The 19278-nt window shown below is 56.2% G+C and carries 16 protein-coding genes; 8 read left to right on the top strand and 8 right to left on the bottom strand.

The window, feature by feature from the left end:
- The first annotated feature begins 3 nt into the window (after positions 1–3).
- From fliR to QLG21_RS16695, 3 genes are read left to right on the top strand one after another with little or no spacing between them, the layout of a single operon-like run.
- On the top strand, positions 4–777 hold the full coding sequence (gene fliR, locus QLG21_RS16685) for a flagellar biosynthetic protein FliR (protein WP_137903566.1): 774 nt from the start codon (positions 4–6) through the stop codon (positions 775–777).
- Entirely contained in the window at positions 774–1910 is a 1137-nt protein-coding gene (gene flhB, locus QLG21_RS16690) for a flagellar biosynthesis protein FlhB (protein WP_282484844.1), read from the top strand. Before fliR ends, flhB begins: the two co-directional genes overlap by 4 nt.
- The gene (locus tag QLG21_RS16695) at positions 1897–3993 is read left to right on the top strand and encodes a flagellar biosynthesis protein FlhA (RefSeq protein WP_282484827.1); all 2097 of its coding nucleotides are present in this window, start codon (positions 1897–1899) and stop codon (positions 3991–3993) included. Before flhB ends, QLG21_RS16695 begins: the two co-directional genes overlap by 14 nt.
- Here QLG21_RS16695 and QLG21_RS16700 read toward each other — a convergent pair whose 3' ends face one another.
- Positions 3994–4986: a hypothetical protein gene (locus tag QLG21_RS16700; protein ID WP_282484828.1), complete on the bottom strand. Its 993-nt coding sequence runs from the start codon at positions 4984–4986 to the stop codon at positions 3994–3996.
- Between the two features lie 172 nt (positions 4987–5158).
- On the opposite strand from QLG21_RS16700, the gene QLG21_RS16705 reads away from it, so the two are divergent.
- The 4 genes from QLG21_RS16705 (at position 5159) to QLG21_RS16720 (ending at position 9759) form a co-directional block, all read left to right on the top strand.
- The gene (locus QLG21_RS16705; RefSeq protein WP_137903563.1) at positions 5159–5407 is read left to right on the top strand and encodes a hypothetical protein; all 249 of its coding nucleotides are present in this window, start codon (positions 5159–5161) and stop codon (positions 5405–5407) included.
- A 477-nt stretch (positions 5408–5884) separates the two neighbouring features.
- Positions 5885–7390 carry a sensor domain-containing diguanylate cyclase gene (locus QLG21_RS16710; protein WP_282484829.1) on the top strand — a complete coding sequence of 502 codons (1506 nt, stop codon included), beginning with the start codon at positions 5885–5887 and terminating at the stop codon, positions 7388–7390.
- Between the two features lie 66 nt (positions 7391–7456).
- A complete protein-coding gene (locus QLG21_RS16715) occupies positions 7457–8221 on the top strand; it encodes an EAL domain-containing protein (RefSeq protein WP_282484830.1) in 765 nt (254 codons plus the stop codon).
- A gap of 11 nt (positions 8222–8232) precedes the next feature.
- On the top strand, positions 8233–9759 hold the full coding sequence (locus tag QLG21_RS16720) for an EAL domain-containing protein (protein WP_282484831.1): 1527 nt from the start codon (positions 8233–8235) through the stop codon (positions 9757–9759).
- A 44-nt stretch (positions 9760–9803) separates the two neighbouring features.
- On the opposite strand, the gene ssb1 is transcribed toward QLG21_RS16720, so the two are convergent.
- Positions 9804–10334: a single-stranded DNA-binding protein SSB1 gene (gene ssb1 / locus QLG21_RS16725; RefSeq protein WP_006177466.1), complete on the bottom strand. Its 531-nt coding sequence runs from the start codon at positions 10332–10334 to the stop codon at positions 9804–9806.
- A 246-nt stretch (positions 10335–10580) separates the two neighbouring features.
- On the opposite strand from ssb1, the gene uvrA reads away from it, so the two are divergent.
- Positions 10581–13406, top strand: a complete 2826-nt coding sequence (gene uvrA / locus QLG21_RS16730; RefSeq protein ID WP_006177467.1) for an excinuclease ABC subunit UvrA — start codon at positions 10581–10583, stop codon at positions 13404–13406.
- Here uvrA and QLG21_RS16735 read toward each other — a convergent pair whose 3' ends face one another.
- The 6 genes from QLG21_RS16735 to dnaB form a co-directional block, all read right to left on the bottom strand.
- Positions 13407–13760, bottom strand: coding sequence for an MmcQ/YjbR family DNA-binding protein (locus QLG21_RS16735; RefSeq protein WP_006177468.1), 354 nt, complete (start codon positions 13758–13760; stop codon positions 13407–13409).
- Between the two features lie 2 nt (positions 13761–13762).
- Positions 13763–14179: a secondary thiamine-phosphate synthase enzyme YjbQ gene (locus tag QLG21_RS16740; RefSeq protein ID WP_137903559.1), complete on the bottom strand. Its 417-nt coding sequence runs from the start codon at positions 14177–14179 to the stop codon at positions 13763–13765.
- A gap of 113 nt (positions 14180–14292) precedes the next feature.
- Positions 14293–15006, bottom strand: coding sequence for an acid phosphatase AphA (gene aphA / locus QLG21_RS16745; protein WP_282484832.1), 714 nt, complete (start codon positions 15004–15006; stop codon positions 14293–14295).
- Positions 15007–15403: 397 nt separating this feature from the next.
- On the bottom strand, positions 15404–16597 hold the full coding sequence (gene tyrB, locus QLG21_RS16750; RefSeq protein ID WP_282484833.1) for an aromatic amino acid transaminase: 1194 nt from the start codon (positions 16595–16597) through the stop codon (positions 15404–15406).
- Positions 16598–16715: 118 nt separating this feature from the next.
- Positions 16716–17795 carry an alanine racemase gene (gene alr, locus QLG21_RS16755; protein WP_282484834.1) on the bottom strand — a complete coding sequence of 360 codons (1080 nt, stop codon included), beginning with the start codon at positions 17793–17795 and terminating at the stop codon, positions 16716–16718.
- A 9-nt stretch (positions 17796–17804) separates the two neighbouring features.
- Positions 17805–19217 (bottom strand): replicative DNA helicase, encoded by a 1413-nt coding sequence (dnaB, locus tag QLG21_RS16760; RefSeq protein WP_006177474.1) that lies wholly within the window; start codon positions 19215–19217, stop codon positions 17805–17807.
- Positions 19218–19278: the final 61 nt, after the last annotated feature.

Consider the following 19278-nt stretch of genomic DNA (forward strand, 5'->3'; position numbering starts at 1 on the left):
GCAATGGGCATTGATATCTCTACGCTGATCAACCCGCTGCTGGCGCTGGTTTTTCCGTTTTTCCGCATTCTGGCGTTTCTGCACTTCTGCCCGGTGCTGGACAACCGCGCCTTCAGCCGACGTATCAAAACCGTGCTGGCACTGGCGCTGGCGGCAATCATCACTCCGATGCTGCCGGATAAAGTGCTGATCACCGAGCTGATGTCGATGCGCACTGTCCTGCTCATCGGTGAACAGCTGCTTTGGGGCATGCTGTTTGGCATGGCGATGCAGCTGGTCTTCGTTGCGCTGCAAACGGCGGGACATATTCTTTCAATGAATATGGGTCTCGGCATGGCGATGATGAACGACCCGGTGAACGGCAGCTCAACCACGGTGATTTCGCAGATGATCTACACCTTCTGCGGCCTGCTGTTTTTCGTGATGGACGGGCACCTGCTGGTGGTCACTATTCTCTACAAAGGCTTTGTCTGGTGGCCCATCGGCCAGGCCATCAATAAACCCACCCTGCTGCTGATTGTGCAGAGCCTGGGCTGGATTATGTCGTCGGCCACGCTTATCGCGATCCCGACCACCTTTGTAATGCTGATTGTGCAGGGCGGCTTCGGGCTGCTTAACCGCGTCTCGCCTACGCTCAACCTGTTCTCGCTGGGCTTTCCAATCAGCATGCTGTTTGGCCTGCTCTGTATTTCGATGATGATGACCAATATTCCCGACCACTATCTCAACCTGACCACCGAAATCCTGGCCAGGCTCGAAGCCGTGAGGACGCACTGATGGCGGCCGGTGGCGATAAAAGCGAAAAACCCACAGCGCAAAAGCTGCGCAAAGCGCGCGAAAAGGGTGACCTCCCGCGTTCCAAAGATCTCACCATGGCCGTGGGCCTGCTGGCGTCGTTCATCACCATGGGCACCTTTTTTCCCTATTACAAAACGCTGGTCGAGGAGTCTTTTACCTCGGTCGGCATGATGGCGGGACGGCTGGATGACCAGGGGGCGTTGAGCCAGTTTTTGATGTTGAACGTGTGGGTGATTATCCGCTTTATCATCACCCTGGCACCGATCCCCCTCGCCTGCATCGTGGCAAGCCTGGTCCCGGGCGGCTGGGTGTTCACCGTTTCAAAGCTCAAGCCCGACTTTAAAAAACTCAGCCCCATCAGCGGCGTGAAGCGCATGTTCTCCAGCAGCCACTACGTTGACGTCGGCAAGATGATGCTCAAGTGCGGCATTATTCTGGCGGTGCTTTACACCATGGTGCACAGCTCGCTCAACCCGCTGCTGCACCTGCAGCGGCTGAGCCTGAATCAGGCGATTCATCAGGGGTTTGGCATTCTGCATCACGTGCTGGTCTATTTCATTGCGGTGATTGTGATCTTCGCCCTGCTCGACGTGCCGCTGGCGAAGTTTATGTTCACCAAAAAAATGCGCATGACCAAGCAAGAGGTGAAAGAAGAGTACAAAAACAACGACGGTAACCCGCAGATCAAAGGCCGTATACGCCAGCTTCAGCGCCAGATGGCGATGGGGCAGATCAACCGTACCGTGCCGGAGGCCGACGTGATTATCACGAACCCGACGCACTACGCCGTTGCGCTCAAATACGACCCGAAAAAAGCCGAAGCGCCCTACATCGTGGCAAAAGGCATGGACGATATTGCGCTCCATATCCGTGACGTGGCCCGTCATCACCAGATTGAAGTGGTCGAATTCCCACCGCTGGCGCGTGCGGTTTACCACACCACCCGCGTAAACCAGCAAATTCCGGCCCAGCTTTTTCGCGCGATTGCGCATGTGCTGACCTACGTCATGCAGATTAAATCCTGGCGTACCGGCCAGCTTGAACAAAAACCCCGCCTGAACAGGCAGATCAACATTCCAAAAGAGGTCTTAAAAGCCGATGGCGAACAGTAAGTTACAGCAGGCGCTTGCCATACTCAGTAAAGGGCGAATAGGCGTTCCGGTACTGCTTCTGTGCGTGCTGGCAATGGTCATGCTGCCATTGTCCCCGCTGATGCTGGATATCTTATTTACCTTCAACATTGTGCTGGCGGTAGTGGTGCTGCTGGTGGCGGTCAATATGCAGCGCCCGCTGGATTTTGCCGTCTTCCCGACGCTGCTGCTGATCACCACGCTGATGCGACTTACCCTGAACGTCGCCTCTACCCGCGTGGTGTTGCTGCATGGTCATGAGGGCGAAGGCGCGGCCGGTAAGGTTATCGAAGCCTTTGGTCAGGTGGTGATTGGCGGCGACTTCGTGGTCGGGTTCGTGGTCTTTATCATCCTGATGATCATCAACTTTGTGGTGGTCACCAAAGGGGCGGAACGTATTTCTGAAGTGTCGGCCCGCTTTACGCTGGATGCCCTGCCGGGTAAACAGATGGCGATCGACGCCGACCTTAACGCCGGGCTGATTAACCAAAACCAGGCGCGAGACCGCCGTAAAGAGGTGTCGAAAGAGGCCGACTTCTACGGTGCGATGGACGGTGCCTCGAAGTTTGTGCGTGGTGACGCCATCGCCGGGATCATGGTGCTGGTCATCAACGTCATCGGTGGGATTTGCATCGGTATCTTCAAATACAATCTCGATGCCAGCCACGCCTTCCAGCAGTACGTTCTGCTGACCATCGGTGACGGCCTGGCCGCGCAGATCCCGTCCCTGCTGCTCGCCACCGCCGCCGCGATTATCGTGACCCGCGTCAGCGACGGCGACGACGTCAGCGATGAGATTAAAACGCAGCTGCTGGCGAAACCGCAGGTGCTGTATACCGCCGCCTTCGTCATGTTCATCCTGGCGATTGTCCCCGGCATGCCGCACATCGCGTTCCTGTGCTTCACCGCCCTTTTGCTGTTTGCCGCCTGGCGACAGAGCAAGGTCGTGAAGCCCGCCGCCGAAGAGACTGACTACGACGCCATTAGCGACGCGCTGGCAACGGACGCGACGCCTGCAATTAACTGGGAAAGTATTCCGCTCGTCGAGCCGATTGGGCTGAATCTGGGCTATAAGCTGGTGACGCTGATCGATGCGGCGAAAGGAAGCCCGCTATCGCAGCGTATTCGCGGCGTGCGTCAGGTGGTGTCTGAACAGTGCGGCGTGCTGCTGCCGGAGATCCGCATCCGGGAGAACTTCCGCCTGAAGCCCGCCCAGTACGCGATCTACATCAATGGCATCCGCACGGCGCTCGGCGAAGTGTATGCCGAGAAGCTGATGGCCATTCCAGGCGCAGAGCTGTACGGCGAAATTGACGGCGTGCTGGATACCGATCCGGCCTACGGCATGGCGATCGTCTGGATCGATCCTGACCAGAAGGCCAAAGCGCTGAACCTGGGCTATCAGGTAGTGGATTGCGCCAGCGTGGTGGCAACGCACGTCAACAAGGTGGCGCGCGAGCATCTGCCGGAGCTGTTTAATTATGACGATATCACCCACCTGCACGCGCGTCTGGCGCTGCAGGCGCCGAAGCTGGCGGAAGATCTCTCGAATGCGCTCAACTTTAGCCTGCTGCTGCGCATTTACCGGCAGCTACTGCTGGAGCAGGTGTCCCTGAAGGATATTGTCACCATTGCCTCTACGCTGCTGGAAAGCTCAGCCGTGACCAAGGATCCGATTCTGCTTACCGCTGACGTGCGTTACGCGCTGCGCCGCGCCATCCTCCACGCCATTAACGGCGATCGGCAAAAGCTGGCGGCTTATACCATTGATAACGCGCTGGAGAATATTTTGCTGGCAGCGCTGAACCAGTCTCAGCAAACCGGCAAGGTGGCGCTGGACAGTTTTGCCGTTGATCCAAACATCCTGACGCAGCTGCAAAACACGATGCCTGTGATTCAGGAGCAGATGAAAGCGAAGGGTCTGCCGCCGCTGCTGCTGGTGACGCCTCAGCTGCGGCCGCTGATTTCACGTTACGGGCGTCTGTTTGCCAGCAACCTGCACGTGCTGTCATACAACGAAGTGCCGGACGACAGCGATCTCACCATCGTCGGCACGCTGGCGTAACTATTCGTCGAGAAAACGCACCTTCCAGGCGGCCAGCGTACGCGGCATTTTACGCTGGTCGCTGCCGTCGGTGCTGTAATAGCGCAGCTCCAGCCCGCCACCTTTCACCGGAGAGATCCGGCCTGCCCAAATCTCGCCTTTTGGCGTGTACATGATGATAGCCGTGCGGCTGTTCGCAGCACCCTGAACCCACATTGAGAGCACGCGCGCGCCGATATTATCGATATCGTTCTGGTAGATATAGACGTTGGCACTGTCGACGAAGTTTTGATAATCCTCCCCCACCAGGGCGCGGAATTTCTCATCCAACGCGCTATCCGGGAAGATACCGAGAGAGAGCAAGGTGGGTTTTGGCCGGGGGTCGGTTTCGGAAAGCTTATATGCGCCGTCCAGGAACACCCCGGTGGGCATGGATAAACGGCATCCCCAGTCGGAATTACTGTATACCTGCAACGAGCCGTCCTTTCTGGGGATCAGCAAGAGCTTGCAGTTGCTGGTGTCCACCACGCGTTCAACGGCCAGCATGCCGTACAGCCGTCTCGCTTCGGCGGTAAACTGATCTTCATTGATGCCTGCCCAGGCGCGAATATCCAGGGTGACGCTCCACTGAGCATTTCGGCTGAACTGGATCACGCCGCCGCTCATATTGGGCGCCAGCATATTCCACCATTTACCTTCCCATTTGAAATTACGGTCGGTGTCGGAGATCGCACTGATGCCAGCATAGTAAGCACGTTCTATGCAGGTGTCAGAGGTACATTTCTCCAGCAGCTTTTCCCACTCGTCATATTTTTTATCGATGTCTGCAACCCCTTCCTCCAGAACCGCCTGGTTATAGATCAGGGAGAGGGTGTTATCCAGCCAGTGGAGGTTGTCATTATTGCAAATGGTATTCTCCAGCGGCGTGACCGCGCGCTGGCAGTTTATCGCCATCGCGCCGCCGCTAAAAAATAATGTCATTAAAAACAGTAGGCTAAAGCAGCGATGTATCATTTTTGTTCAACTTTCATTCAAAAGGGCGGCTATTGTGGCGAAGGAGAGGCTTTATTGCAATATAAACCATTCACCATAGTTATATGAATGGACGATGCAGCAAATCTGTTAAGTTATGTACAAATCTTGTCGCATTTTTAATACGGAATGTATTAACTCTGGACAAATAGCGATGAAAATAGACAGCAGTAATCTGACCATGGCGACGGTTGCCGCCTATGGCTCACAAACGGATTCCACCCGGCGTCCCCTGGGGATTAAACGCTCAAGCGGGAATATTTGCCCACAAAGTGGTTTCTGGCAAATTGATCATCCTGCCGTAACGAATGTTGTAAATGTTAAAAAAGGAGAAACATTACCCTGGCAAAATGGTTATCCCGTTAACTGGACGCTCATTGAATACGATTTAAGAAACGAATAATTAACATCTCTTATTCTGCAGGAAATAGATTTTCCTTATTGCAGGAAAGGGTATTTCCTGCCCTTTCGGCATCAAATCCACATTAATTTCATAACGAGCGCATTGCATTCGCTTTAGCCTCTCCCTCGCCACACAAAATCATGCAACATACTGATTATATTAATACTAAGCAAAAACTTACGACCATAAAGATCGTTTTAACCAATCAATGTGAATATATCGATCGATAATAGTTATGTACTTTTTCTAAAAAAATCATGATTGATTTCATCGATCAATATTTATTATTCGATCGACTTTGACAATCAAAAAGTGAGCAGGTACCCTTTGTCTTGAGCGTTATTTTTACTCGTTGTTAACTGTTTGTAGTTCAGAACCATTATCCCAACGCATTTAAACATTTCCTCAACGAGTTGCCATTATCCCGCTAAGTACATACCTCATATTTGGTATAACGAGAGTGATCCGGAGTTATCAGTGATCGACAGTTTGAATTTCAGAAGGCCGTTAAATATTTGTTTCGCCGTACTTGCCGTGACCTTTATTGTGGTTGGTACGCTGGTTGCCCTTACGCAATGGTCCGCCACGCAGGAAGCGAATAAAAGACATAACCGTCTATATATCAGCAATGTCGCATCGTTCCTTGATAAATATCTGGATGGTTACGAGCGTATCGTGCGGGAAATGACGCGCATCGCCGCCGATCAGCATAAATTCGACAAAATAAACGAAAACGACAGGACGTTGCGTAACTGGATGATCGAGCGCCTGCGCATTATGCCGGACGCCCTCTCAATCATTCACGTGGACAATAATGGCAGCTATATCCGCCTTCCTTATGTGCCGCTTAGCGACGATCAAGAGCAGAAATGGGACCCGCGCAAAGAGTCATGGTTTTCGATTTCCATCGAAGACTCGGACGAGGCGCACTACAGCGTCAGCCGGGACCCTTTCGCTCACAGAGAGCGCGTAATTACCATTTCGTTGCCCATCATTAACGGCTCGGACGGATCGAATACGGGCGTTCTGGCGCTGAATCTGGACATGGAAAAAAGCACCGAGATCCTCAGCACCGCGCTGCCCCCCATGAAGAGCCGGACCTTTGTGATGAACCGTCAGGGCGAGCTGGTGATCAATCCGGGCTACCAGTTCGACCCGCAGAGGCTTAAAGCTATCGCGCTGAACGCCCGGGAGCATCGCGGCGACTTCGTGATGGACGACCGCTACTACACCTACCGCACGGTCGGCTCCCAGTCCTGGCTGCTGGTGCACGAAGTGGAGCAGAGCGAGCTAAACAACCTTGCCTTTCAACAGTGCCTGAGCACGCTCTGGGGAACGCTGTGCGCGCTTATTGCCCTGCTCTTCTGCTGGTGGTCGACCCGAGCCGCGCTTAACGCCATCTTTATGCGCATTGCGGCGAGCATCCGCGGCGGCACGATCAAGCCCGCCAGCGTGGAGGAGCTGATTTTCGAAGAGATCCACAGCTCGCAGCAGCGGCAGGAGAAAACGGCGCACGAGGCGCTCACCGACGGGCTTACCGGGCTGAAAAACCGTCGCGCCTTTGATGCCGATGCGGCGCGCTGTAACAGTGAGCCGAACACCCATCTGGCGATGGTGGATATCGATAACTTCAAGATGATTAACGATACCTGGGGGCATACGGTAGGCGATCTGGTGCTGAAAACCGTGGCTGAACTGGGTTCGCGGCTGCGCGGTCTGGAAAATATCACCCTCTACCGCTACGGCGGAGAAGAATTTGCGGTTCTGTTCCAGGGGATTAGCGCCGAAAAAGCATTAAGCTACCTCGAAAAGTGGCGCATTACGGTGAATACACGGTCTTTCAGAGAACACGATCTTAACGTCTCGTTTAGCGCGGGGCTGTGCAAGATGGGAGGCACCTCGTTGCCGGACACCCTGGGCCGTGCCGATAAGCTGCTCTATCAGGCCAAGAAAAGCGGTAAAAATAAAATCATCGCCAGCTGATCGCCCGGTTAAGTTGGGCGGCGTTTGTGTCGTTTAAGGCTGTATTGTTGTGGCTACGAGGCTGGCATGGAAAAGAGTACGCATTTTGTCGTGCAGTGTGTCGAAAAAAATAAACTCGACTCGGGTATCGATTTCGTTATCCAGCCGATTTTCGATCTCTCACGGTTTGTCTGCATCGGCGGCGAAGTGCTGGTGCGAGGCACGCACAGGCGCAATATTGTGCCGCCTCATCTGTTCATCAGCGAGCTGGAAAAAACCGGCGGTATTCTGCCGATGGGTGATTACATCCTGGCGCAGGCGTTTAAATTTCTTGCCGGCCAGCCGCGCGAGCATCTTGATAACCGGCTTTTTACGTTCAATATCTCCTGGGTGCAGCTTCAGGACAGCCACTTTGCTGCCCGCGTGCTTGCGCTGATTGCTGCGCACCCGCTCGCGCCACGCAATCTGGTGTTTGAGATCACCGATGGCGCTGACCAGCTTGATGAGACGGTGAAGCAGAACCTCGATACGCTGCACGGTGCGGGGATCAACCTGGCCTGGGACGGGATTGATTGTCTGGAAAAGCTCCGGTCGCGGCTGGCGCTCTATTTGCCCGACTACATCAAGCTCGACAGAAGCTGTCTGGCCGCCAACCGCCTCGACAATACCTTCGCCATGCTGGCGTACGTGGAGGATATCGACGTGGACGTGGTCATTGAAGGCATCGAAAACTACACCCATGTCTCCAGCATGCTGCGTCACGGCGTGAAATACGGCCAGGGTTTCCTGTTCTCTCGCCCGGTGAGCAAAGAGGCCTTCCATCAGCAGTATATGCAGCCGGAACGCGCGTAAGGCGCACCACCATGTATCAGCAAAATTTTCTGCGTAAGACCAAAAACCGCATGCTGGCCGCCGGTATCGCGTTTTTGCTTACGCTGGTGGTCACCACCACGCTGGCGATGATTAACGGGCTGGATAACCATCAAAAGCGCATGGCGGAGCAGGCGCGCTACGTGCAGTCGATTCTGGACAGCATGCTGCGAGATGCGCATGAAGCCTCCCGCCAGGCGTCTGCGCTGCTGGGCAAAGTCTGCACTTTTAACGTCGAGAAAGCACTGAATATGCTGCCGGGCCGCTATATGCATATTTACTCGATAAACTTCGTTCACAATCAGCATATTAGCTGTTCTTCTCTGTTAGCGAATAAACACGCCAGCGTCACTTCCCGGCTTCCGCTGGATAAAACGGTGTGGATGTCGAACGCCCTTAGTGCCCCCGACATTAGCGTTATTTCACTGATAAGCCATTTTCCTCAGGGAACGCTTTACGTCGCGTCCGACCTGCGCTTCCTGCTGGAGGTGATGGGCAACGATCTGATTATTCAGGTATCAGGTAAAACGCTCAACGCCGCCGGGCTGCAAAAAGGGCCGCTCGCGGCGGCACAATTTGCCGACTATGAACCGTTTCCGGCCCACTCCACCTTGTACTCGCTGGCATGGAGAAGGCCGGAGATGGGCGAAATTATTGGGTTCGTGACCGACTCATGGCTCTCCCTCGCCTTTATTTTGTCGATGTCGACCATCATGGCGACCCTGACCTGGCTGCTGGCGCTCCGCCGCCATTCTCTGTACGCGCAGCTGGCCAGCGCCATCAGACAGCATCAAATTCATCCGCACTATCAGCCGCTGATATGCGCCAGAACCAACACGGTGGCGGGAGCAGAGGTACTGGCAAGGTGGCATCACGCCGAGCTGGGCTTTATTCCTCCAGACGTTTTCATCCCGGTGGCGGAAAGCACCGGGCTGATTATCGACCTGACGGAAAGTTTGCTGGAACAGGTGGTTCACGACCTGCGGCAGGGTGCTGCCACCTTTCAGCCGGGCTTTAAGCTCAACCTGAACATCAGCCATGCGCACGTGGTGGACAATTCCTTCGATCGGTTTATCGACGACTGGGCAGCCACGTTTGCGGAGCTTGGCATCACCCTGGTGTTTGAGATTACCGAGCGCGAAAACATTGATATCAGCGATGCGCTTGTGGCGAAGATTGCCCATATTAAGCGCAGCGGCATTAAGATCGCGCTGGATGATTTTGGCACGGGGTTTTCCAACCTGGCGTTTATCACCAACCTTAATCCTGACAGCATTAAGATTGACCGCATGTTTACCCGGCAGATTTCGCAGGACACCGCGACGCCGCTGATTGACTGCGTGATTGATATGGCAAAGCGGATGAATATCCTGACGACGGCGGAAGGCGTTGAGTATGACTATCAGGTAGCCTATCTCAAGGCGAATGAGATTGACTGTTTGCAGGGCTACTTTTTCTCGAAACCGCTCAGCTTCAGCGACTTCACCCGGTTTTTACAACGCTACGCGAGCCAGAAATAAAAAAGCCCCTTTCGGGGCTTTTTTTACGGCTAAGCGCGGAAGGCTTAGAACGGGATGTCGTCGTCAAAGTCCATTGGCGGTTCGTTAGACGGTGCCGGTGCGGACTGCTGCTGCGGACGAGACTGCGCGCCGCCGCTGAACTGGTTGCCGCCCTGTGGCTGCTGAGGCTGACCCCAACCGCCCTGCTGCTGGTTCTGGCCGCCACCTGCCGGTGCACCACCGCCCTGACGGCCACCCAGCATCTGCATGGTGCCACCAACGTTTACCACCACTTCAGTGGTGTACTTCTCAGCGCCGGACTGATCGGTCCATTTGCGGGTACGCAGCTGGCCTTCGATATAGACCTGAGACCCCTTACGCAGATATTCGCCGGCCACTTCAGCCAGTTTGCCAAACAGCACAACGCGGTGCCATTCAGTCTGCTCTTTCATCTCACCGGTCGCTTTATCACGCCAGGATTCGGACGTAGCCAGCGTAATGTTGGCAACTGCGCCACCACTCGGCATGTAGCGTACTTCCGGGTCCTGGCCCAGATTACCGACGAGAATCACCTTGTTTACGCCTCTGCTGGCCATGTTCGTGTCTCCTGAATACGTTTCTTAATAGTGTAAACGCGCGAGTGTACCATTTCCATGCGCTACTTTGATAGTTGCGTAGCACGTTCCAGAGTTCTCCCGCGAACTCGACATTGTTACACAGTGAATCAGAAATTGCATTCCAATACTGTATATCCAGACAGGTTAAATTGTGTCATAATTAGCCGTTTCTGCCGGTTGTCCTTCAAACATACCAGGCATCCGAGTTTCTACCGGGAAAGGTGAATGGATAAGATCGAAGTACGGGGCGCTCGCACCCACAATCTCAAAAATATCAACCTCGTCATCCCTCGCGACAAACTCATCGTCGTGACCGGGCTTTCGGGTTCTGGCAAATCCTCACTGGCTTTCGACACCCTGTATGCCGAAGGGCAGCGTCGCTACGTTGAATCACTCTCCGCGTATGCGCGCCAGTTTCTGTCGCTGATGGAAAAACCGGACGTTGACCATATTGAAGGGTTATCACCGGCTATCTCCATCGAGCAAAAATCGACCTCGCATAACCCGCGTTCAACGGTCGGTACCATTACTGAAATTCATGACTACCTGCGTCTGCTGTATGCCCGCGTAGGTGAGCCGCGCTGTCCGGATCACGACGTGCCGCTGGCGGCGCAAACCGTCAGCCAGATGGTCGATAACGTGCTGTCTCAGCCGGAAGGCAAACGCCTGATGCTGCTTGCGCCCATCATCAAAGAGCGTAAGGGCGAGCACACCAAAACGCTGGAGAACCTGGCAAGCCAGGGCTATATCCGCGCCCGTATCGACGGCGAAGTGTGCGACCTGTCCGATCCACCGAAGCTGGAACTGCAGAAGAAACACACCATCGAAGTGGTGATTGACCGCTTTAAAGTGCGTGAAGATCTGGCAACACGTCTGGCGGAGTCGTTTGAAACCGCGCTGGAGCTTTCCGGCGGTACGGCGGTGGTCTCCGATATGGACGACACCAAAGCGGAAGAGCTGCTCTTCTCCGCCAACTTTGCCTGCCCGATCTGCGGCTACAGCATGCGCGAACTGGAACCGCGCCTGTTCTCCTTCAACAACCCGGCGGGCGCGTGTCCGACGTGTGACGGCCTGGGCGTGCAGCAGTATTTCGACCCGGACCGCGTGATCCAGAACCCGGAGCTGTCCCTGGCGGGCGGTGCGATTCGCGGCTGGGATAAGCGTAACTTTTACTACTTCCAGATGCTGAAATCGCTGGCAGAGCACTATAAGTTCGACGTTGAAGCCCCCTGGGCCAGCCTGAGCGCAAACGTGCACAAAGTGATCCTGTTCGGTTCCGCTAAAGAGAACATCGAGTTCAAGTACATGAACGATCGCGGTGATACCTCCGTGCGTCGCCACCCGTTCGAAGGGGTGCTGCACAACATGGAGCGCCGCTACAAAGAGACCGAATCCAGCGCGGTACGCGAGGAGCTGGCGAAGTTCATCAGCAACCGCTCCTGTGCAACCTGTGAAGGCACTCGTCTGCGTCGTGAGGCGCGCCACGTGTTTGTCGAAAACACGGCGCTGCCGACCATCTCAGACATGAGCATCGGTCACGCGATGGACTTCTTCACCAATCTCAAGCTTTCCGGCCAGCGGGCGAAAATCGCTGAAAAAGTGCTGAAAGAGATTGGCGATCGTCTGAAATTCCTGGTGAACGTCGGCCTGAACTACCTGACGCTTTCCCGCTCTGCGGAAACGCTCTCCGGTGGTGAAGCGCAGCGTATCCGTCTGGCAAGCCAGATTGGCGCGGGCCTGGTGGGCGTAATGTACGTGCTGGATGAGCCGTCCATCGGCCTGCACCAGCGCGACAACGAGCGACTGCTTGGCACGCTGGTTCACCTGCGCGACCTCGGCAACACGGTGATTGTGGTGGAGCACGACGAAGATGCTATCCGCGCCGCTGACCACGTTATCGATATTGGCCCGGGCGCGGGTGTGCACGGCGGCCAGGTCGTGGCTGAAGGGACGCTGAAAGACATCATGGCGGTACCGGACTCACTGACCGGCCAGTACATGAGCGGCAAGCGCAAAATTGAAGTGCCGAAACAGCGCGTGCCAGCCAACCCGGAAAAAGTGCTGAAACTGACTGGCGCGCGCGGGAACAACCTGAAAGACGTGACCCTGACGCTGCCGGTCGGCCTGTTTACCTGTATTACCGGCGTGTCCGGTTCCGGGAAATCGACGCTTATCAACGATACGCTGTTCCCGATTGCGCAGACGCAGCTCAACGGCGCGACGCTCGCTGAGCCTGCACCGTATCGCGAGATTCACGGGCTGGAGCATTTCGACAAGGTTATCGACATTGACCAGAGCCCGATTGGACGCACACCGCGTTCCAACCCGGCAACCTATACCGGCGTGTTCACGCCCGTACGTGAGCTGTTTGCCGGCGTGCCGGAATCACGCTCGCGCGGGTATACGCCAGGACGTTTCAGCTTTAACGTTCGCGGTGGTCGCTGCGAAGCCTGTCAGGGCGACGGCGTGATCAAGGTCGAGATGCACTTCCTGCCGGATATCTACGTGCCGTGCGACCAGTGCAAAGGCAAGCGCTATAACCGCGAAACGCTGGAGATTAAGTACAAGGGCAAAACCATCCATGAAGTGCTGGATATGACCATCGAAGAGGCGCGCGAGTTCTTTGACGCCGTCCCTGCGCTGGCGCGTAAGCTGCAAACGTTGATGGACGTGGGTCTGACCTATATTCGCCTTGGGCAGTCTGCCACCACGCTCTCCGGCGGCGAGGCGCAGCGCGTGAAGCTGGCGCGCGAGCTGTCCAAGCGCGGCACCGGCCAGACGCTGTACATTCTCGATGAGCCAACCACCGGCCTGCATTTTGCGGACATTCAGCAGTTGCTCGACGTTCTGCATCAGCTTCGCGATCAGGGCAACACCATCGTGGTGATTGAGCACAACCTGGACGTGATTAAGACAGCAGACTGGATCGTCGATCTGGGTCCGGAAGGCGGCAGCGGCGGCGGTGAAATCCTCGTCTCCGGCACGCCAGAGACCGTTGCTGAGTGCGAAGCCTCGCACACCGCGCGCTTCCTCAAGCCGTTGTTGAAGTAATCATACCGACAGCTGCTGTCTGACCTGTTCAGGCAGCAGCTCTATTGCCTGCTGATAAGAGGCATCCACCAGGTAGTAAATCTGTGAATCGGGAATCGAACCGTCGAGATACACGGTGCTCCAGTGCGCCTTATTGAGATGCTGGCTCGGCCTCACATCATGATGCTGCTGACGCAGCAGATCGGCCAGTTCCGGGCTGGTTTTCAGCGCTGCCGCCGGGCGGCCTTCAACCTCTTTGACCATCGCAAAAAGCACGTCGCCGACCTTTATCTGCGTGGCTTTCCAGTCGTTGTGGACGCTTTGCTCCGCGCCTGATTTGTTCATGCAATACTGAAGTATCTCCGAAATTGTCATCTTTATTCCCCTTGTAGCGTAGCGATAATTTTACGCGGACCACCGTGAATGCGATGCTCTCCCAGCCAGATCCCTTGCCACGTGCCCAGCATCAGCCGCCCCTGGTGTACCGGCAGCATCAGCGATACCCCCAGCAAAGAGGATTTGATATGCGAAGGCATGTCATCCGCCCCCTCATAGTCATGCTCATAGGCGGCGTTGTCGGGCACGGTTTTGAGAAAATGCCGTTCCATATCAGACCGGACGGTGGGATCGCAGTTTTCGTTTAACGTGAGAGAGGCGGACGTGTGCTGAAGCAGCAGGTACAGCAAACCCGTTTTGACGCGCGATAAATCGCGGATTTGCCCGACGACTTCGTCCGTCACCAGGTGAAATCCGCGCGATTTTGCGCTCAGGGTCAGGGTCTGTTGATACCACATTGGCTGCTCCGTTAAGAAAGATGAATCTTTCTAAGTGTGCAGCAAGAAGGCGAAAGGTAAAACCCGCGGCGGCAAGATTTGATTAAAAAAGGATCCGGCCCGCCGCGCGGCCATTAATACTCTGAGTTAACAATCACCTCTTCGCCAAACTTTCCGGCCATCGGCAGCGGGCGATAGGTTGAGTTCGAGGCGCGTAACACCCGAATCCCTCTGGCCCCCACGTCGTGCGCGGCGGTAATGTCGTTGTCAGAATCCCCGTAGAACACTTTGATATTTTTCTGCTCAAGCCACTGGGTTTTAGTGTTTTGCCCCTCTTTATCACCCGCAAAAATCACCGGGTTCATGCTGGCCGCCGGGATCAAAAAATCGTCCTGCAGGGTTTTAGAGACGGTCTCGGTTTTGGTCTGGCTACGACCGGTGACGAAGTAGATGCTGTCGCCGCGCTTAACGTGCATGGCGATCAGCACCCGGGCAACCTCTTTCGGAATGCTGAACTCGTCCCAGCCGTTATTCATTTTTTCCCAGAACTCCGGGTTTTGCAGATAGGCTTCGCTGTCCGGCGAGAAGGTTTTCTTGCCGCGCCAGAAGCCGGGGCTGGAGAACAGCACGGTGTCGTCGATGTCGAAGCCGACGGCCATTGGTGCCCGGCCCATCAGGCTGTTTTCAATTTGTGCCACGGAGACCCAGTGAATGGGGGCTTGCTCGGCCAGGATGGCGGCGGTGGTGCCGGTGTAAAGCGGCGTCGGCGCAGATGCGCGTGCAACTACGGCACTGTTAAGCGAGAACAATAAGCAGGCGGCGCTGAGCGCCAGTGTGATCTTGCGCATATTTTCCCCTGAATATTCAGTTTGTTATCGTTTTATTTTGTGTGAGTGGTCAAAAAACTATCCGACCATAACCCCAGCGGCAGGGGAAGAAAAGGAGTTTTTGCTTATCAATCTGAAGAAAAAGAAGACGATCACAAAGCGAGACATCGACCTGAGCAGCCTGATGCCCTCACCCCGGCCCTCTCACACAGGGAGAGGGAGAACACCCAGCCCGTAGGCCCGGTAAGCGGAGCGCCACCGGGCGATTAGACTGTACGGCGGCCTGATGTCCTCCCCCACAGGGAGAGGGAGAACACCCAGCCCGTAGGCCCGGTAAGCGAAGCGCCACCGGGCGATTAGGCTGCTCGGCGACCTGATGCCCTCTCCCTCGGGGAGAGGGCGAAACGGTAGTGAGTGCTTACATTACAGCAGCAAACGCCTGCGCCACGCGCTGGACGTTATTGGCGTTCAGGCCCGCCACGCACATGCGGCCGCTGGCGATCAGGTAGACACCGAACTCCTCGCGCAGACGATCGACCTGTGCGGCGCTCAGGCCGGTATAACTGAACATGCCGCGCTGTTTCAGCAGGTAGTCGAAATTATGCCCCGGCACCGCCTCTTTCAGCACGTTCACCAGCTCCTGGCGCATCGACAGGATACGCTTGCGCATCGCTTCCACTTCCGCAAGCCAGTTGGCTTTCAGCTGTTCGTCACCGAGCACCGTTGCGACGACCTGCGCCCCAAAGTTCGGCGGGCTGGAGTAGATGCGGCGCACCGTGGCTTTTAGCTGCCCAAGCACGCGCCCGGCCGCTTCGGCATCTTCACACACGACCGACAGGCCGCCCACGCGCTCGCCGTACAGGGAGAAAATTTTAGAGAAGGAGTTGCTGATAAGCGCAGGCAGCCCGGCGTGGGCCACGGCGCGAATGGCGTACGCATCGTCTTCCATCCCTGCGCCAAAGCCCTGATAGGCGATGTCGAGGAACGGGATGAGATCGCGCGCCTTCAGCACCTCAATGACCGCATCCCACTCAGAATGGGTCAGGTCCGCCCCCGTTGGGTTGTGGCAGCACGGATGCAGCAGAACAATACTGCGCGCCGGCAGGGTGCTCAGTTTTTCAAGTAGGGCATTCACGCGCACGCCGTTGGTTTCGCTGTCGAACCACGGATAGGTCTCGACCTTAAAGCCTGCGCCTTCGAAAATGGCCACGTGGTTTTCCCACGTCGGGTCGCTGACCCATACGCCGGAATCCGGGAAATATTTTTTCAGGAAGTCCGCCCCGACCTTCAGCGCGCCCGAGCCGCCCAGCGTCTGGATCGTCGCCACGCGCTTTTGCGCCAGCACCGGATGATCGTCGCCAAACAGCAGCGGAGCGACGGTGTTACGGTAGCTGTTCAGCCCTTCCATCGGCAGGTAAAGCGAGGCGCCATGCGGTGTCGCGTTAAGACGCGCTTCGGCGTCGGCTACCGCCTGCAGCTGAGGAATAATGCCCTCCTCGTTGTAATAAAGGCCAATGCTGAGGTTCACTTTATCGCTGCGGGGATCTTCTTTGAAACGCTCCATCAAGGAGAGAATGGGGTCGCCAGCGTAGGCGTCTACTTTCTGAAACACGCGATGGTTCTCCGGATTATTATCAGGCAGGGAATTCAACAATAAACCGGAAGCAGAATAAGATCGAGGGGATGTTATCGTTGCGGGGGAGGCGCGCCGGGTCTCCCCCCTGAGGGCGTCAGTCTATGTACTTCATCGCGACGCGTGACGTCAGGCGCGTAATAAGTTCGTAAGCACTTACTCCCGTCATTTCCGCGATGCGCTCGACGGGCAGACCCTCGCCCCACATCACCACGTCGTCGCCCGCTTTGTCCTGGGCATCTGGCCCAAGGTCAACGCAGATCATGTCCATCGCCACGCGGCCTACCAGCTTCACTTCGCGGCCATTAACCAGTACAGGCGTGCCGGACGGCGCGGCGCGCGGGTAGCCATCGCCGTAGCCCATCGCCACCACACCCAGACGGGTATCGCGCTCGCTGGTCCAGGTGCCGCCGTAGCCCACCGGCTCCCCGGCTTTGTGCTCGCGCACGGCGATCAGGTTAGAGACCAGCGACATCACCGGCTGGAAGCCAAAATCAGGCCCCCACGGCTTATGCTCCAGCGGCGATACGCCGTAAAGAATAATCCCCGGACGCGCCCAGTCGAAATGGGACTGCGGCCACAGCAGAATGCCGCCGGAAGCCGCAATAGAGCGCGCGCCGGGCTTGCCTTCGCAGAAGGTGTTGAAGATATCAAGCTGCTGCTCGGTTGCGCCGCATTCAGGTTCGTCGGCGCGGGCAAAGTGGCTGACGATGTTCACCGGCTGGCGGACGTTTTTGCACTGGCACAGGCGCTGGTAGAACGTTTCTGCATCTTCCGGGCGCACGCCGAGGCGGTGCATACCGGTATCAAGCTTCATCCACACGGTGACCGGCTCGCTCAGCTTGGCCGTTTCAAGCGCCACCAGCTGTTCTTCGTTATGAACCGAAGTATGCAGATGCTGTTCGGCAATGGTCGGCAGATCGGCGGCTTCAAAAAAGCCTTCGAGCAGTAAAATCGGCTGGGTAATCCCGCCCGCGCGCAGGCGGAGTGCTTCTTCGAGACGGGCAACGCCAAAAGCGTCGGCATCGGGGAGCGTTCGCGCGGTCTCCAGAAGACCGTGTCCGTAAGCGTTCGCTTTCACGACTGCAACGAGCTTGCTGGCAGGTGCCAGTTCACGCAGACGTTGCAGGTTGTGTCGCAGAGCGCGGCGGTTAATAACAACAGTTGCCGCTTGCATTTGAATTCCTTATTCGTCGTCGTACTGCGGTCCCGCATAGTTATCAAAGCGTGACCATTGTCCATTAAAGGTCAGACGTACCGTACCGATTGGGCCGTTACGTTGCTTACCAATAATAATTTCAGCGATCCCCTTCAGGTCGCTGTTCTCGTGATACACCTCATCACGATAGATAAACATGATTAAGTCGGCATCCTGCTCGATGGAGCCGGATTCACGCAGGTCGGAGTTGACCGGGCGCTTGTCAGCACGCTGCTCCAGAGAGCGGTTAAGCTGGGAAAGCGCCACCACCGGCACCTGCAACTCTTTGGCTAACGCCTTAAGCGATCGGGAAATTTCAGCGATCTCCAGCGTACGGTTGTCGGAGAGCGACGGCACGCGCATCAGCTGGAGGTAGTCGATCATGATGAGGCCGATCCCGCCATGTTCACGCGCGATACGGCGCGCGCGGGAGCGCACTTCCGTTGGCGTCAGCCCGGAGGAGTCATCGATATAGATGTTACGTTTTTCCAGCAGTATGCCCATGGTGCCGGAGATACGCGCCCAGTCCTCGTCGTCAAGCTGGCCGGTACGGATGCGGGTCTGGTCCACGCGGGACAGCGATGCCAGGGAACGCATCATGATCTGTTCCGAGGGCATCTCAAGACTAAAGATAAGCACCGGTTTATCCTGCAACATCGCCGCGTTTTCGACGAGGTTCATCGCAAATGTCGTTTTACCCATCGACGGACGCGCGGCAACGATAATCAAATCCGACGGCTGCAGGCCAGCGGTTTTCTTATTGAGATCGTCATAGCCCGTGTTGACGCCGGTTACGCCATCGTGCGGCTGCTGGAAAAGCTGTTCAATACGCGCGACGGTGGCATCGAGCACCTCGGCGATGTTCTTCGGGCCTTCGTCTTTATTGGCGCGGCTTTCGGCGATTTTAAAAACGCGAGACTCGGCGAGATCGAGCAGGTCTTCGCTGGTGCGCCCCTGCGGATCGAAACCGGCCTCGGCGATTTCATTCGCCACCGAGATCATCTCGCGCACGACCGCACGTTCGCGCACAATGTCTGCATATGCGCTGATGTTGGCCGCACTTGGCGTGTTTTTCGAGAGTTCTGCCAGATAAGCAAAGCCGCCGACGCTGTCCAGCTGCCCCAGGCGCTCCAGCGATTCCGCGAGCGTGATCAGGTCAATCGGGCTGCCGGACTCCTGCAGGCGCGCCATTTCAGTGAAGATATGGCGGTGCGGGCGGGTATAGAAATCCTCTGCGACGACGCGCTCGGCGACATCGTCCCAGCGCTCGTTATCCAGCATTAAACCGCCCAACACCGACTGTTCCGCTTCAATCGAGTGCGGCGGGACTTTTAACCCGGCTACCTGAAAATCACGGTCGCGGGGTTCAGTCTGTTTGTTGAAGGGTTTGTTTCCTGCCATAGTGAATGGAGTTACCGAGATAAAGAGTGGGTCGAAAGATTACCATATTTTTCTGACGGAG

Source organism: Enterobacter sp. V87_3, from assembly GCF_029967835.1.
Classification (GTDB): Bacteria; Pseudomonadota; Gammaproteobacteria; order Enterobacterales; family Enterobacteriaceae; genus Enterobacter; species Enterobacter cancerogenus.